Origin of the sequence: Paraglaciecola sp. L3A3, assembly GCF_009796765.1 — a bacterium.
In the GTDB taxonomy this organism is placed as follows: domain Bacteria; phylum Pseudomonadota; class Gammaproteobacteria; order Enterobacterales; family Alteromonadaceae; genus Paraglaciecola.
The window spans coordinates 3667602-3683961 of sequence record NZ_CP047023.1; the positions used below are offsets into that span (position 1 = coordinate 3667602).

At 38.7% G+C, this 16360-nt stretch carries 15 protein-coding genes; 2 read left to right on the top strand and 13 right to left on the bottom strand.

What is annotated here, in order from left to right:
* Positions 1-44: 44 nt before the first annotated feature.
* The 8 genes from rseP to rpsB form a co-directional block, all read right to left on the bottom strand.
* The gene (gene rseP / locus GQR87_RS15260; protein WP_158970782.1) at positions 45-1397 is read right to left on the bottom strand and encodes a sigma E protease regulator RseP; all 1353 of its coding nucleotides are present in this window, start codon (positions 1395-1397) and stop codon (positions 45-47) included.
* Entirely contained in the window at positions 1398-2615 is a 1218-nt protein-coding gene (gene ispC, locus GQR87_RS15265; protein WP_158970784.1) for a 1-deoxy-D-xylulose-5-phosphate reductoisomerase, read from the bottom strand.
* The gene (locus tag GQR87_RS15270; protein WP_158970786.1) at positions 2615-3478 is read right to left on the bottom strand and encodes a phosphatidate cytidylyltransferase; all 864 of its coding nucleotides are present in this window, start codon (positions 3476-3478) and stop codon (positions 2615-2617) included. The genes ispC and GQR87_RS15270 overlap by 1 nt, the downstream gene beginning before the upstream one ends.
* A 40-nt stretch (positions 3479-3518) precedes the next feature.
* Positions 3519-4256, bottom strand: a complete 738-nt coding sequence (gene uppS / locus GQR87_RS15275; protein WP_158970788.1) for a polyprenyl diphosphate synthase — start codon at positions 4254-4256, stop codon at positions 3519-3521.
* An 18-nt stretch (positions 4257-4274) separates the two neighbouring features.
* A complete protein-coding gene (gene frr, locus GQR87_RS15280) occupies positions 4275-4832 on the bottom strand; it encodes a ribosome recycling factor (protein WP_158970790.1) in 558 nt (185 codons plus the stop codon).
* A gap of 25 nt (positions 4833-4857) precedes the next feature.
* On the bottom strand, positions 4858-5589 hold the full coding sequence (gene pyrH, locus GQR87_RS15285) for a UMP kinase (protein WP_158970792.1): 732 nt from the start codon (positions 5587-5589) through the stop codon (positions 4858-4860).
* Positions 5590-5785: 196 nt separating this feature from the next.
* Entirely contained in the window at positions 5786-6658 is an 873-nt protein-coding gene (gene tsf / locus GQR87_RS15290; RefSeq protein ID WP_158970794.1) for a translation elongation factor Ts, read from the bottom strand.
* Positions 6659-6783: 125 nt separating this feature from the next.
* On the bottom strand, positions 6784-7515 hold the full coding sequence (gene rpsB, locus GQR87_RS15295; RefSeq protein WP_158970796.1) for a 30S ribosomal protein S2: 732 nt from the start codon (positions 7513-7515) through the stop codon (positions 6784-6786).
* A gap of 327 nt (positions 7516-7842) precedes the next feature.
* Here rpsB and map point away from each other — a divergent pair, with 327 nt between their 5' ends.
* Both map and glnD read left to right on the top strand, forming a co-directional pair.
* The gene (gene map, locus GQR87_RS15300) at positions 7843-8634 is read left to right on the top strand and encodes a type I methionyl aminopeptidase (protein WP_158970798.1); all 792 of its coding nucleotides are present in this window, start codon (positions 7843-7845) and stop codon (positions 8632-8634) included.
* Positions 8635-8745: 111 nt separating this feature from the next.
* Positions 8746-11361, top strand: a complete 2616-nt coding sequence (glnD, locus tag GQR87_RS15305) for a [protein-PII] uridylyltransferase (protein WP_158970800.1) — start codon at positions 8746-8748, stop codon at positions 11359-11361.
* 60 nt (positions 11362-11421) lie between these two features.
* Here the strand turns inward: glnD and GQR87_RS15310 are convergent, their stop codons facing one another.
* From GQR87_RS15310 to phoR, 5 genes are all read right to left on the bottom strand, one after another.
* The gene (locus tag GQR87_RS15310; protein ID WP_158970802.1) at positions 11422-11655 is read right to left on the bottom strand and encodes a DUF2798 domain-containing protein; all 234 of its coding nucleotides are present in this window, start codon (positions 11653-11655) and stop codon (positions 11422-11424) included.
* An 80-nt stretch (positions 11656-11735) separates the two neighbouring features.
* Complete coding sequence (locus tag GQR87_RS15315; RefSeq protein WP_158970804.1) at positions 11736-11918, bottom strand: hypothetical protein; 183 nt, start codon at positions 11916-11918, stop codon at positions 11736-11738.
* Between the two features lie 12 nt (positions 11919-11930).
* The gene (lysC, locus tag GQR87_RS15320) at positions 11931-13292 is read right to left on the bottom strand and encodes a lysine-sensitive aspartokinase 3 (protein WP_158970806.1); all 1362 of its coding nucleotides are present in this window, start codon (positions 13290-13292) and stop codon (positions 11931-11933) included.
* Positions 13293-13527: 235 nt separating this feature from the next.
* A complete protein-coding gene (locus GQR87_RS15325) occupies positions 13528-14802 on the bottom strand; it encodes an O-acetylhomoserine aminocarboxypropyltransferase/cysteine synthase family protein (RefSeq protein ID WP_158970808.1) in 1275 nt (424 codons plus the stop codon).
* A gap of 179 nt (positions 14803-14981) precedes the next feature.
* Positions 14982-16301 (bottom strand): phosphate regulon sensor histidine kinase PhoR, encoded by a 1320-nt coding sequence (gene phoR / locus GQR87_RS15330; protein ID WP_158970810.1) that lies wholly within the window; start codon positions 16299-16301, stop codon positions 14982-14984.
* Positions 16302-16360: the final 59 nt, after the last annotated feature.

Consider the following 16360-nt stretch of genomic DNA (forward strand, 5'->3'; position numbering starts at 1 on the left):
AACGCATTTCTACATGCGTACATGGCCAAATCGACCGATAAAAACTATAAACGTGCAATATCATTTACTATTGCAATGCTCATTAACAGGAGTAGCAAAAAGCCACCAATTTTAAAACCTACTTCTTGTACTGAATCTGGAACAGGTCGGCCACTTAAAAATTCTATAACGTAATAGAGTAAGTGCCCACCATCAAGTACCGGCAAAGGTAAAAGGTTAATTATGCCTAAATTAACACTAATTAGCGCTAAAAAGCTTAAAAAGTACACCAAACCAGAACTAGCACTCATGCCCGCACCTTGGGCAATCGCTATGGGACCACTTAGGTTCTTCACTGAAACATCACCAGTAAACAACTTTCCAAGCATTTCGACACTTAATGTCATCAGTCGCCAAGTTTTATCTACAGCCTTACTAAACGCTTTTGCTATACCGTATTGATGAATAAACACCATTCCTTCAGGCCAAGCTTCAAATTTAGGCGTAAACCCCATATAACCTATGGTTTTATTATCACGTTCAGTACTACCCACTACTCCATTCAAACGAACTATTTGACCATTTCTTAACACGTCAATTTGAATAGCTTGTTCTGGTTTTGCCACAACATGACTGACTATTTGTTCCCAATTTTCCATACTAGTTCCATCTAGACGTAAAATTTTATCATCTACCAATAAGCCAATACTCTGTGCAGCCGATGCTGGCATGACATGTCCCAAGGTATTTGACACATTAGGTCTAAAAGGAGAAATCCCAAGACTACCAAGGGCTGAATCGACATCAGGATCAAAATTCCAAGCACTAATATCTATATTGGCAACATGTTCAACGGGATGATTATTAGCCGCCCATTTAACTGATAATTTTTCTTTGCCTATATGTGACATCAACTCTAAATTGACATCTTCCCAATCTGACACTTTGCGTCCACCGACTTCAGTCAATGTTGCATTTGCAGGGATTGCACTGGTACTAAATATACTCGCTTCTTCAACTTTACCGATAACAGGTTTAATGGTTTGTAAGCCAATTAAGTACATCAAAAACAGAGCAAAAATAGCGAATATAAAGTTCACTAATGGGCCTGCGGCAATGATTGCAATACGTTTTAATACATGTTGACGATTAAAGGCAAAAGGCAAATCAGCGTCAGATACTTCATCGACCCGTTCGTCTAACATTTTTACATAGCCGCCCAACGGAATAGCGGCTAATACAAATTCAGTTCCATGTTTGTCTGTTCTACTCCAAAAGGCTTTACCAAATCCAATCGAAAACTTTTCAACTTTTACTCCACATCTGCGGGCAACCCAAAAGTGTCCCCACTCATGCACAGCCACTAAAATGCTTAAAGCAACAATAAATGACAATACACTCCAAATCACTTCAAACATCTAGCTAACCCCGTGTACTTTGGATGACATTAAGTTTTCGATAATATTAAGAGTCACCCTACGGGCAGCTTGATCACTATCAATAACAGCTTCAATGGTATCAAGTCTGTGGGATTGACTTTGTTGTAAACATTCATTGTTTACCTGAGCTATCTGATTAAAACCAATTTTTCCTTGCAAAAAAGCTTCTACAGATACTTCATTTGATGCATTTAACACTGTAGTCGCATACTGCCCCTCTTTGCTGGCTTCAATGGCTAAATGTAAATTCGGATAGCGCAACGGATCTGGTTCAGTAAAACTAAAGTTAGCCACTTGATTAAAATCTAACGGAGCCACACCTGACTCAATCCGCTGAGGGTAAGCCAATGCATGAGCAATGGGTGTACGCATGTCAGGATTGCCCATTTGCGCAATTACCGAACCGTCCACATATTGCACCATAGAATGGATAATACTTTGCGGGTGTAATACTACTTGAATATCATCAGCATCTAAACCAAATAGCCATCTTGCTTCAATAAATTCTAGGCCTTTATTCATCATAGTGGCCGAATCAACAGAAATCTTGCGACCCATATCCCAATTAGGGTGAGCACAAGCTTGGTCTGGTGTGACTTTTTCGAAATCAGCTAAATTTGTATTTAAAAAAGGGCCGCCAGAGCCAGTTAATAACACTTTACTGATCCCAGATGCTGCTAAGTCACCATAACAAAAATTTTCTGGTAGACATTGGAAAATAGCATTATGTTCGCTATCTATAGGCAATAATATAGCTTTATGCTGATTGGCAGCTTGTACAAATAAATCCCCGGACATAACCAAAGACTCTTTGTTAGCTAACAGCACTTTTTTACCTGAATTCACCGCAGCTAAAGTAGGTAATAACCCAGCAGCGCCTACAATCGCCGCCATAACCACGTCAACTTCATTGGCACTGGCAACGTGTTGTAAACCTTCGGCACCGCATAAAACTTCACATAGTAAATTAGCAGCATTGAACATCTGTTTGGCTTGCAAATAACTATTTTCATCTGCAACCACCACATATTTAGGTTGGCAAATTTTAGCTTGAGACACTAGCAATTCGATATTTCGGTTTGCTGTAAGTGCGAATACACTGAATAACTCCGGATGTCGTAATACAACATCAATTGTACTTTGGCCAATTGAGCCAGTCGCCCCCAAAATACTAATTGTTTGTGATTTATGCTGCATTAAGCCATCCAAGTAACATAACAAAATGCAAAAACAGGAAAGGCAGCCGTTAAACTGTCTATACGATCCATAATACCACCATGGCCTGGTAACAAAGTGCCACTATCTTTAATCCCGGCACATCGTTTAAACATGCTTTCATTTAAGTCACCCAGTGCGGATACACCTACGGTAAGGGCTCCTATCACCACATGTAGCCAAATACGAGAAGGATCAACATGATAATGCAGAGCCGCAAAAGCGATAATAGCGGAAGACGCAAAAATTCCGCCCATTAACCCTTCCAGAGTTTTACCAGGCGAGACTCTAGGTCTGAGCTTATGCTTGCCAAACTTAACACCAACAAAAAAGGCACCAATGTCAGCCGCCCATACTATGCCTAGCACATAGAAAATGAGTGATGCACCATAGAAAGGATCAACATCATATAAACTTGTCCGTAATGAAACTACCGCTACCCAAGTAGGAATAAGCGTGAGTAAGCCAAATATGCCGCGCAAAGATTTACTCTCAAACCAAGTAGAACTGTAATTGGGATAAGCGATAATCATAGCTAAGGAAATCATCCACCAAATGGAGGCGATTGAGAGCGTATAAGTGTATAAACTATTTAATTGACCTTGGTACCAAATCATATCGACAGGTAACAAAAATGAAAATGCTAGACATATTGAAGTAACTAGGGCTGCATATGACACTTTAGTAAAAGTCCGAGTGATACCGGACATACTAGACCACTCCCATGCACCTAAACCAATCACAAAAGCGATTAATATCTCAAAACTCCAAAGCGGCAAAAATAAAATAGCACAAAGGGCTAGAGGGGCCAGGATAAGGGCGGTTATTATACGTTGTTTTAACAAAAGCTCGTCCTTTTAAAATGAATGGTAAGATAGATGAATATCAACTTACCTGCTCACCTGTTTTACCAAATCTTCGTTGACGGTGATTAAAATCATTCACAGCATCTTGGAATGTTTGTTCATTAAAATCAGGCCAATAAATATCAGAAAAATACAACTCTGCATACGCAAGCTGCCACAACAAAAAATTACTGATACGTTGCTCACCACCGGTTCTTATTAACAAATCAACAACAGGTAGATCAGCGGCACAAGTTTGCTCAGTAAACAGTTCTTCAGTTATTTCGGCTGTTGTTAATTCACCAGACTTGACTTTATCTGCAAGTGTTTTCGCCGCATTTACTATGTCCCAGCGACCACCATAATTAGCGGCTATGTTTAAAGTTAAACCCGTATTATTTTTTGTTAATTCTTCAGCATCATGTACTTTTTTTATTAATTTGCTATCGAACCGACTGGTATCGCCAATCACCCGTAACTTGACATTATTTTTATGTAGTTTCTTAACTTCGCTGCCTAAAACCAATTTAAACAGCTCCATTAATACACCGACTTCATCCACAGGACGATTCCAGTTTTCGCTACTAAAAGCAAATAAAGTTAAGGCTTTAACCTTACTTTTTAAGGCATAAGACACAGCCGCACGAACCGCTTTAACACCAGCTTTATGGCCAAATGTACGGATTTTGCCTTTTTCCTTTGCCCATCTGCCATTGCCGTCCATAATAATAGCGACATGTTCAGGCACTTGACTGTGTATATTATTCAGTGACTTCATTCTTGTCGGTAGACCTAGTTAAACTTCCATTAAATCTTTTTCTTTGATAACAAGTATATCGTCTACTTGCTTAACAAATGTATCGGTAAGCTTTTGAATTGACTCTTCGCCACGACGACTATCGTCTTCACTGATTTCTTTTTCTTTCAGTAGTTCTTTAATATCACCATTTGCGTCACGGCGGATATTACGTATTGCGACTTTACCTTGTTCAGCCTCAGCTCTAACTACACGAATAAGATCTTTACGACGTTCTTCTGTTAAAGCAGGCATAGGAATACGCATCACAGAACCCGCACTCATAGGGTTTAAGCCCAAATCAGACTGCATAATGGCTTTTTCTACTGCCTGAGCTGCGCTTTTATCAAACACTGTTAATGCCAAAGTACGAGAATCTTCAGCAATAATATTAGCTAGCTGTTTTAAAGGAGTATCGGTTCCATAATAAGGCACCATAATACTATCTAATAAACTAGGGTGTGCACGACCTGTACGGATTTTTGAAAGTTGTCCTTTTAATGCAATTACACTTTTTTCCATACGCTGACGCGCGTCATCATTAATTTCATCAATCATTAGTTATTCCTACTGTCTAAACTATTTATTCTGAATGGCTGATTAGCGTGCCATCATCTTCGCCCATCACTACAGCTTTTAAACAGCCAGGTTTATTCATATTGAATACACGAATGGGTAAACTATGGTCTCTAGCTAAGGTAAATGCCGCCAAATCCATTACTTTTAATTCTTTATCTAACACTTCGTTATAAGAAAGCGTTTTATATAATTTTGCTTCAGGGTTCTTAGCAGGGTCATCATCATACACACCATCAACTTTAGTGCCTTTTAGAACGGCATCCGCTTCTATTTCAATACCTCTTAAGCACGCAGCTGAATCAGTGGTAAAGAATGGATTACCTGTACCAGCAGAAAAGATAACGACCCGACCTGATTTCAACAAGCTAATTGCTTCAGCCCAGTTATAAGCATCGCAAACACCGTTTAAAGGAATAGCAGACATCATACGCGCATTGACAAAAGCTCTATGCAATGCATCTCTCATAGCTAAACCGTTCATAACTGTGGCTAACATACCCATATGGTCGCCAACAACTCGATTCATACCGGCTTTGGCTAACCCTTCACCGCGGAATAAGTTGCCACCACCTATAACCAAGCCCACTTCAACTCCCATTTCGACTAATTCTTTAATCTCTTGGGCCATACGGTCTAACACTTTGGGGTCAATGCCGAAGCCTTCCTCTCCCATTAGTGCTTCACCACTTAATTTTAATAAGATTCTTCGATAAGTAGACTTAGGTACTGTACTCATAGATTAGCATTTCCTTACAATGAAAAAGGCGACGAAATTGTAGGACGCAATGACCTACTTTACACATATAAAAAAGCACCTCTAATTGAGGTGCCAGTATTATACCCAAACAACTTGAAAATGCATGTTTCATGCAAGAATTAAAAGAATTTAGGTAATCACAGTTAGCGCTTAAATAATTTAAGCGTAAAACCGCTTATTTTTTAGCCGCAGCCATTTGTGCAGCAACTTCAGCAGCGAAGTCTTCTTCTTTCTTCTCGATACCTTCACCAACTTCAAAACGTACAAAGTTAATTACATCAGCACCTTTAGACTTAAGTAAGTCTGCCACTAACATAGAAGGATCTTTAATGAATGGTTGACCAGTCAAGCTGATTTCGCCGGTGAATTTCTTCATACGGCCAACAACCATTTTTTCTGCAATTTCTGCAGGCTTGCCAGATTGAACAGCAATATCAAGTTGAATTTCTTTTTCTTTTGCTACAACTTCAGCTGGCACATCTTCAGGTTTAACGAACTGAGGGCTTGCTGCCGCTATATGCATAGCGATATCTTTAGCCAACTCTTCATCACCACCTTGAAGGATTGCAATAACACCAATACGAGCACCGTGTACATATGCGCCTAGGTTATCACCTTCAACACTCACTACACGACGTGGGCTGATGTTTTCACCGATTTTAGCCACAAGAGTGTCACGTAAATCACTTACTACAACGCCATCGATTTCGCTAGCGTTTAAGGCTTCTATGTCATTGATTTTGTTTGCTGAAGCAACTTCAATCAATTGAGAACCAAACTTAACAAAACCTTCGTCACGTGCTACAAAATCTGTTTCACTGTTTAATTCGATCATAGTTGCTACACCGTTAGCAACTTTAGTCAAAATCACACCTTCAGCGGCAATACGGCCCGCTTTTTTGGCTGCTTTAGCTTGACCATTTTTACGCATATTCTCGATTGCAAGCTCGATATCACCATCGGTTTCTACCAATGCTTTTTTACAATCAAGCATGCCTGCGGCTGTACGCTCGCGTAATTCTTTAACTAGGGCTGCAGTCACTGCCATTTTCGTTTCCTCAGCAAATTATTCATTTTAACATTTAAAAACAGGGACGACCGCCCCTGTTTTATTTTTCGACAATAAACCGAAGTCTAAAAATTAAAATTTAGACTTGGCTAAAAGCTGGTTGCTTATTCAGCAGCTTCTACGAACTCGCCTTTTTCAGCTGGTACTTCGTTAGACTGATTACGACCTTCAGTAACAGCATCAGCTGCAGCATTCAAATAAAGTTGAATGGCGCGGATTGCATCATCGTTACCAGGTACGATGTAATCAACACCATCTGGATTTGAGTTAGTATCAACAATAGAAACTACTGGAATACCAAGGTTGCCGGCTTCAGTAATTGCGATATGTTCGTGGTCAGCATCAACAACAAACAACACATCAGGCAAACCGCCCATGTTTTTGATCCCGCCTAAGCTAGTCTCAAGTTTAGTCATTTCGCGCTGAAGCATTAACACTTCTTTCTTAGTTAATTTTTCAAACGTACCGTCTTGACTTTGTTGCTCAAGATCTTTTAAACGTTTGATTGACTGACGAACTGTTTTCCAGTTAGTCAACATTCCGCCTAACCAGCGTTTGTTAACATAGAACTGGTCACATTTATCAGCAGCTTCTTTAACTGCATCACTTGCAGCTCTTTTTGTTCCAACAAAAAGTACTTTACCTTTCTTAGCAGCAACGCCACCAACAAAGTTCAAAGCTTCGTTGAACATAGGAACTGTTTTTTCAAGATTGATGATATGAACTTTATTACGTGAGCCAAAAATGAAAGGTTTCATTTTTGGATTCCAGTAACGAGTTTGGTGTCCGAAGTGTACGCCTGCCTGAAGCATGTCGCGCATAGATACATTTGCCATTATATAGATTCCTCAATATGGGGTTAGGCCTCCATACATCCCAGTTTTCGATCCACCCAGAAGCTCTTGATAGTTATAAAAGAATTTCTGTGCAGACACCCCGAAAAATGTGTCGATGTATGTGTGTTATTTATGCTAATTAATCTTAGCTACGTTCGCGATATTTAATAATGCATTACCACCATTAAATTCAGCGGTGCGCTTTATAGCATGCAAAGCTAATTTATACAAGCCTACAGCCACATTTAACATCAAAGACCTATACAAGGAACCGACGAAAAGTTAATATAATGCACTAATAAAGTTCTCGTTAAATAGGATAAAATATTGTCTGCCACTATTAAAACCCCAGCTGAAATTGAAAAAATGCGTATTGCTGGACGTCTTGCCGCCGATGTTTTACAAATGATAGGTGAACACGTCAAAAAAGGGATCACTACTAATGAGCTTGATAAAATATGCCACGATTACATTGTAAACGTGCAAAAATGTATCCCTGCTCCATTAAATTACGGTAATCCACCTTTTCCAAAATCAATCTGTACTTCAGTCAATCATGTTATTTGTCATGGCATTCCAGCTGACAAAAAACTTAAAGATGGTGACTCGGTCAATATAGATGTCACTGTCATTGCAGACGGATATCACGGCGATACCTCTAAAATGTTTGTGGTGGGAAAACCTTCTATTTTATCTGAGCGTTTAATCAAAATAACTCAAGAGTGTTTGTATTTAGGTATAAAAATGGTTAAACCGGGCGCTAGATTAGGCGACATTGGCCATGCAATACAACAGTACGCTGAGAATAATAACTATTCAGTTGTTCGAGAATATTGTGGTCACGGCATTGGTGCAAACTTCCATGAAGAACCTCAAGTAGTGCATTACGGTAAACCTAATACAGGTGAAACCTTGCAAGCCGGTATGTGTTTTACCATAGAACCTATGATTAACGCTGGAAAACGTTATTCGAAAGTATTACCTGACCAATGGACAGTTGTGACTAAAGACCGCAGCCTAAGTGCACAATGGGAACATACTTTATTAGTCACTGAAACTGGAGTAGAAATTTTAACTCTACGTGATGATGAAACGATTGAGCGCATCATCAATCATTAAAGACTGATGTACACATTCTCCCTATATGTATCTTGATACTAAAGAACATCAAGATACATTTTCCAATTTAGCTTTATCATCGTTACTACGCTTTAGCGTAAGGAATTTACATTGTCTCTTCAAAGTCTGCTTAGCCAAATAAAATTAATTAATAACACCGATAATATTGCGGCTTATAAGGCTATCGTAGCCAATAGTTATGAGTGGCTAGACACCGAGTTTGGCCATAGTGAAATAGAAGGATTAGTAGAAGGAAGAGCCTTATTCATTGATAGCTTGCTGCAACACATTTGGCAATTAATGGGCCTTCACAACCAAAAGAAATTAGCTCTGGTAGCTGTTGGAGGATACGGTAGAGGACAACTTCAACCTTATTCAGATATTGACTTGTTAATACTCAGTAATAAGTCCCTAGCAAAAACACAACAAGACACTATAGGTCAATTTATCACTTTATTGTGGGACATTGGACTGGATATAGGCCAATCAGTACGTACCATAAAAGAAACCGTTCAACATGCCAAACAAGATGTCACCATAGCCACTAATTTAGTTGAGGCTAGGTTATTGATTGGTAGTGAATCGACCTTTATTGATCTTAACAATAAATTGCAGGGTAGAAATTACTGGAGTAGCAAAGATTTTTTTATCGCTAAATACGATGAGCAAGTCGTGCGTCATGCTAAATGTAAAGGCACCTCTTACAACTTAGAGCCTAACGTTAAAGAAAACCCAGGTTGTTTACGAGATATTCAAACTATTGGCTGGGTGGCTAAAAAACACTTTCAAGCAATGGATGGCAGCGAATTAGTAGAAGCTAACTATTTTACAGAACAAGAATTTGAAGAACTAATAGAATGTAGAAATGCCCTTTGGAAAATTCGCTTTGCATTACACCTTGTAGCAGGGCGCAGTGAAAACCGTTTATTATTTGACTACCAACAAGATGTGGCCAGCAAATTAGGTTATGGCGAAGATAGCAAAGACTGTGTTGAACAGATGATGAAAGCCTTTTTCAGAACAGTTCGTCGTATTAGCGAGCTAAACGAAATGTTGTTACAAAGATTTCGTCAAGATATTCTAGCAATCAAAGTCAAACATGATGCCAATATAGACCAAAACTTTGAACTATTGGATGGGTTAATTTCACCTAAACATGGCAATGTATTTGCCACACCTGAAGATATTTTACGTTTTCTTCATGTGATTTCCGACACTCCAGCAACCGAAGGCTTACATTCCAATTGTTTAGGTTTATTACGTCAAGCCAGACGACAGTTTAGAAACCAATATTTTGCCGAAAGAGCCGAATGTCGAGAGTTATTTATGGACTTAATGCGCCATCCTAACTTTTTTGCCCTCGCTTGGAACATCATGCATAAACACGGCATATTACAAGCCTACATCCCCCAATGGGATCATATAGTCGGCATGATGCAATTTGACTTATTCCATGCTTACACAGTAGACGAGCATACTTACAGGTTAGTAAAAAACATTTATCATTATGGCTTGCCAGATAACACAGAGTTTCCTCGCTGTGGTCGTATAGTGAAAAGCCTCGATAAACCTGAACTACTTTTTATCGCAGCAATTTTTCATGATATTGGCAAAGGTCGAAATGGCGATCATTCTAAACTAGGGGCTATCGACGCAGCAGCATTTTGTGCAACCCATGACATAAATGAAAAAGATGCAGAACTTATCCGTTGGTTAGTAGACAGCCATTTATTAATGTCGGTCATCGCCCAACGAAGAGATATTTATGATCCAGAAGTGATTAATGAATTTGCGCATTTAGTTCGCACACACAATAACCTTAATCATTTATATGTGTTAACCCTAGCTGATATTCGTGCTACCAATGACAATCTTTGGAATGATTGGAAAGCATCATTATTAAGAGAGTTATACCTGCTCACACAAAAGGCTTTAGAAAATGGTTTAGAATGTAAAGTTGCCCTGCAAGATAGAGTTCAAGAACATCAAGAGCATGCACGAAAAATGCTATTTAAAAGTGGTATGAACGATTCGCAAATTTCGCAATTTTGGCAACGTTTAAATGACGATTATTTTGCTCGCTTTAAACCTGAACAAATTGCTTGGCATGCCAGCGTCATTTTAGCCTCGTATCCCATGACAGATGATTTTTTATTAGTTGGCACCAGTGCAACCACCTCAAAAGCAGGGGCGGAGTTGATCGTGTATGGCAAAGACAGACCTAAAATGTTTTCTCAAATTGCCTCTGTGTTAGATAGCCGGAATTGCACCATACATGATGCGCAAATCATGCATACTCATGATGGTTATATCTTTGATAGCTTTATTATTCTTGAGCAAAATGGCGACAGGATCAGTTCTACCTCTCGCTTAGACAGTTTAAAAGAAGCGGTTGAAACCCAATTAAATAAACCGGGTGAAAAACACAATAATAAACGGAAAATGTCGCGGCAGATGAAACAGCTAGATGTGCAAACTAAAGTACGTTTTTATCCCAGTCAAACTAAGGGAACAATAGTTGAATTAGAAGCACTAGATGCACCTGGGTTATTAGCTAAAATCAGTGAACAATTTGTCGAATTAAACTTTAAATTACATATGGCAAAAATATCTACCATAGGTGAAAGAGCAGAAGATTTGTTTATTATTAGTAATCAGAATGACGAACCACTGAGCCAATCTGAACAGGTTGAATTGAAAAAACGCTTAAGTGAAAATTTAGATTAATATTGACAGGAAATAGCAGCTAATTTGACGATATATTCACCTAAAGTAGGATCCATCAAGTTAGCTGTCTTCTTCATGTAAAACCAGTGACACCAATTTATGCACTATAGGAGAGATCATAAAGATGGTGGGAAACGCCACTGCAAAAGCAAAACTCCAAGCTTTAAGCCAAATTGCGACTATATTTGGCACCAAACCTACATTAAAAATACTGATCACCAAAGACATAATACATGACATCAAAAATGACATAAAAAATGAAAAAACCAACTTGTGATGTTTACGAGGGATCATCTAAAAGTTTCGCCTAATATTATTTCGATAAATCAACAAAAGTAACGCACCTGTTGATAGACAAAGTGGCGATTAGAGACCTAACGGTTGGCCTCTAACCAAGCTTGGATAACCCGTGCCACTCTTTCACTGTCACCTTCGGCATAGGTCATTAATAACCTAGCCATACCTTTTTTTGCTTTTACTTTAGGCTGTTGCCGGGTAAATAATTTTTGTAAAGGAGATTGATAAATGCCACTTTTGTTTTGAGCTTTATTTACCATCACCTTATTTCTTTATTCAAATAACGCTTTATGAAGCGACGTCACCACATCATTACTTGCACTGGCGTTAACCAACAAAGATAAGTTATGTGGATTAGCTCCATAACAAATCATGCGCAAGTTATATTCAGCAACGGCATCAAAAATACGATTAGAAACCCCTGCCTCACTATGCATATTATTACCCACAACTGTGACTAAATCATAGTTATCTTCCACTAGCACATCACAAAACTGACTTAATTCTTCTAGAGTGGCCCGATTCAATTGTTCAACAACAGAATTTGCTGGATTATCTAAGGTGAAAGCGACAGAGATTTCTGAAGTGGTCACTAGGTCAACACTCAATTTATGTTTAGCTATAATAGTAAACACTTTTTGCAAGAAGCCTTGTGCATACATCATTTTTGGCGTTTTTACTGTCACCATAACTTGTTCTTTACGACGAGTTATAGCGCGATAAGCAGGCTCTGTTTCACAGTCTCTGACAATCCAGGTACCGCCTTTTTCAGGCTCACGACTTGAACCGACAAATACTTTAATATCTTGTCTTAATGCTGGTTCCATAGTGGCTGGGTGTAAAACTTTGGCGCCAAAGGTTGCCATTTCGGCCGCCTCTTCAAAGCTTAATTCAGGTAATGGTCTAGCTGCATCGGTAATCCGCGGATCTGTGGTATAAACACCAATAACATCAGTCCAAATTTCACAAGAAATGGCACCCAATGCTTCAGCTAATAACGCGGCAGTAAAGTCTGAACCACCGCGACCTAAGGTTGTTGTGTTACCTTGTTCATCGGAGCCAATAAAACCTTGAGTAACAAAAACAGTATTCACTAAACTAGGCAGCATGATCTGTTCAGCTGCAGCTTTAATCGCTTCTAGTTGTGGTGTGGCCTTGCCGAATTCACTGTCTGTTTTAAGCACATTGCGTACATCAAAGTTTTCAGCGTTAACATCGATTTGTTTCAGCACTGCACTAAACAATAAAGATGACATTCTTTCGCCATGGGATAACAAGCTATCTTTTAAATCGGCACTGTGAATAATTTCTTCATGTAAAGCCAAATCAGTCAAAGACGCCAATAAAGACTCAAGTTTTTCAGCTACTTCTTCAGAGTTAGCTAACTCATTTAAAATGGCATACTGAATAGTTTTGATTTCTACTAATTTTTGCTTTATTTGATCTTTAGACATAGCCGTATGAGCAATATCAACCAACAAATTGGTGACTCCTGCTGAGGCACTGACTACCACAACTCGAGTATTAGGATTGTTTTTAATAATATTCGCGCAGTTTTGCATAGCAGCAAAATTAGCGACACTTGTACCACCAAACTTAGCCACATTAAGGCTATTTAGTTCTATATTGCTCACAGTTTTTATCACTCATAATCAACTACAAAAATTAGGCGGTAAAATAGCAGTTTTTTTGAATAATTTAAAAGTAATATTGTAACTAACTTCTACTATTTTGGAATAGACTCGCCACTTTGAAATAGAGATTTTTAGAGTTGGCTATTCAGCTAAAGAAAGATTAAAGAATGTTAGATCTTAAACCCTCCATGTAATGAAGGGTTCTGTATTAATGTTTAACGTCAAAAATGCAAAATTAAGAAACTGTATCTAACGCTTGTCTTACATCAGCAATAATATCGTCGATATTTTCAATTCCCACCGAAATTCTGACCAAATCAATACTCACGCCAGCTTTGGCAAGTTCTTCTTCGTTTAATTGTCTGTGAGTCGTTGAGGCGGGATGACATGCTAGTGATTTAGCATCACCTATGTTGACTAAACGCAACACCATTTGTAAAGCATCAATAAACTGGCCGCCTCCTTCAATCCCTCCTTTAACACCAAAACTTAAGATACCAGATGCTTTACCATTTGTGATTTTTTGACAAACTGTATGATAAGGGCTGTCAGGTAAAGCGGCATAATTAACCCAATTTACTTTAGGATGATCTTGTAAAAATGCGGCCAATTTTTCAGCATTACTACAATGACGTTCCATACGTAAACCTAAAGTTTCAAGGCCTTGCAAAATTAGAAATGCACTGTGCGGCGATAATGCAGCACCGGTATTACGTAAAGGAACAACACGACAACGACCGATATAGGCTGCAGCCCCTAACGCTTCTGTATACACCACACCATGATATGAGGGATCCGGTTCATTCATCATCGGGAAACGCTTTTTATTGGCGACCCAATCAAATTTACCTGAATCTACAATCACGCCGCCAATACTGGTTCCATGACCACCTATGTATTTAGTCAATGAATGCACCACTATATGGGCACCAAGTTCGAAAGGACGACACAAAAATGGCGTGGCCACTGTATTATCAACAATTAAAGGTACGCCATGTTTGTTAGCAATGTCAGCCAATGCTGCAATATCTACCACATTACCTGCAGGGTTACCTATAGACTCACAAAAAATAGCTCGAGTGTTATCATCGATTGCATTTTCAAACCCAGCTAAATCGTCAGCAGACACCATACGAGCTTCAATACCTTGCTTAGGTAAAGTGTGTGCCAATAAGTTATATGAGCCTCCATAAAGTTGGCTGGTGCTAACAATATTAGAGCCTACATCACAAATACACTGCAAAGCATACGTAATGGCAGCCATGCCAGAGGCAACAGCCAAAGCACCTATGCCCCCTTCCATCGCCGCCACTCTTTGTTCAAGCACGTCTGTTGTTGGGTTCATGATGCGAGTGTAAATATTACCCGGTACTTTTAAATCGAATAAATCTGCACCATGCTGAGTATTATCAAAAGTAAACGAAGTCGTTTGATAAATAGGCACAGCCGCCGCTTTAGTGGTGTCTTCAGAGGTATAACCGTGATGTAATGCAAGAGATTCAAGTTTCATATCTTGTCCTTTATTTTTAAGTTTTATGGAGGTCACGAAAAATTGCAGATAACTGTACTAGGCTTGATTACAATTTGCTATGAAGCTTTGATATTTATTCGTTAAGTGGATCAATCATTTAATAATATACGTTAAGAGATCGTTGGACTTGTGCTGAAATTTCGCTTAATAATCTATGATTAATTCCCTTTATCGCTTTCAATAAGAGAAATTAATTCAGGAGAAAAACGACAACTAAATTCAGTTCCACGTCCAACAACACTGTCTATGACTAATTTAGAATTATGATGAGACAATACATGTTTGACTATAGATAAACCTAAACCTGAGCCACCTGTAGTGCGCGAACGAGCTTTATCCACGCGATAGAAACGTTCAGTTAACCGTTCAATGTGTTCTGCTGCAATACCATCCCCATTATCTTTGACACTAAACTTTGCTTGTTGACCTTCAAATCCCCATGTCACTTGGATTACACCTCTAGGTTGGGTGTAATGAATGGCGTTGAATATCAAGTTAGAAAACGCGCTGCGTAATTCTGTTTCAATTCCGTAAACGTACAAAATGGGAGATATATCAAAAAATATCCTATGTTGTTTATCACGATTTAATGCTTCGGCTTCAGCTTGTATTTGCCACAAAACTTGCGGCACATTAACCAGCTTTTCAAACGCTCTTTCAGTGCTAGCTTCGATACGAGATAACACCAATAGTTCTTCAATTAAACTTTGCATCCTAATCGATTGAGAGCGCATTTCAGTGATAGCTTTATGCATCATAGGCGCTGGCATACTTCCATCTTCAGGGATCATTTCTAAATAACCGTTGATAACAGTTAGAGGTGTTTTCAATTCATGAGAAACATTGGCCACAAAATCTTTTCGCATATTTTCAATTTGAATTACCCTTGTTACATCCCTGATTAATAACATTAAATCCTGTTCAGCATAAGGAACAATCCTAATTTCTAATACTTTAGATGGATTAATAGGTGAGGTGATTTCAATTGGATGATCAAAATGTTGTGCTTTAAAAAATTTCTTAAAATGTGCAGAACGGATGCAATCATTAATATTCTGTCCAGTATCTTCCGGCCAGCGAATACCTAACTCAATGCGAGCAAGTCGATTACACCAAGTTATATTTCCTTTCTCATCAACCACTAGTGCTGCATCAGGCAGAGCTTCAGCGCCTTCGCGAAATCTGCGAATAATTTCACCTAAGGCTTTACGTTTATTACGGTTGTTTAGCTTAACGGCATAAATACCTTCATAAATATTAGCCCATACCCCTCGCGTATTGGGAGGAGTGATTTTTTTACTATGCCAAAGCCAATAGTTTAATCGATGTAAACGCCAATATTGCCATGCAAGAATGACAATTCCGCCACAGATTACACCTACGGCGAATTGATCAAAATAATAACCAAGATAAGAGGTTAGAGAAATAAAAGTAATCACCCTAAGCACACTCTTAAACCACATAAAACGATGATACATATATCAAATGTTCCTTATTATCAAAAGTCTGTATTATCTTGTATGAACATTTGATCATC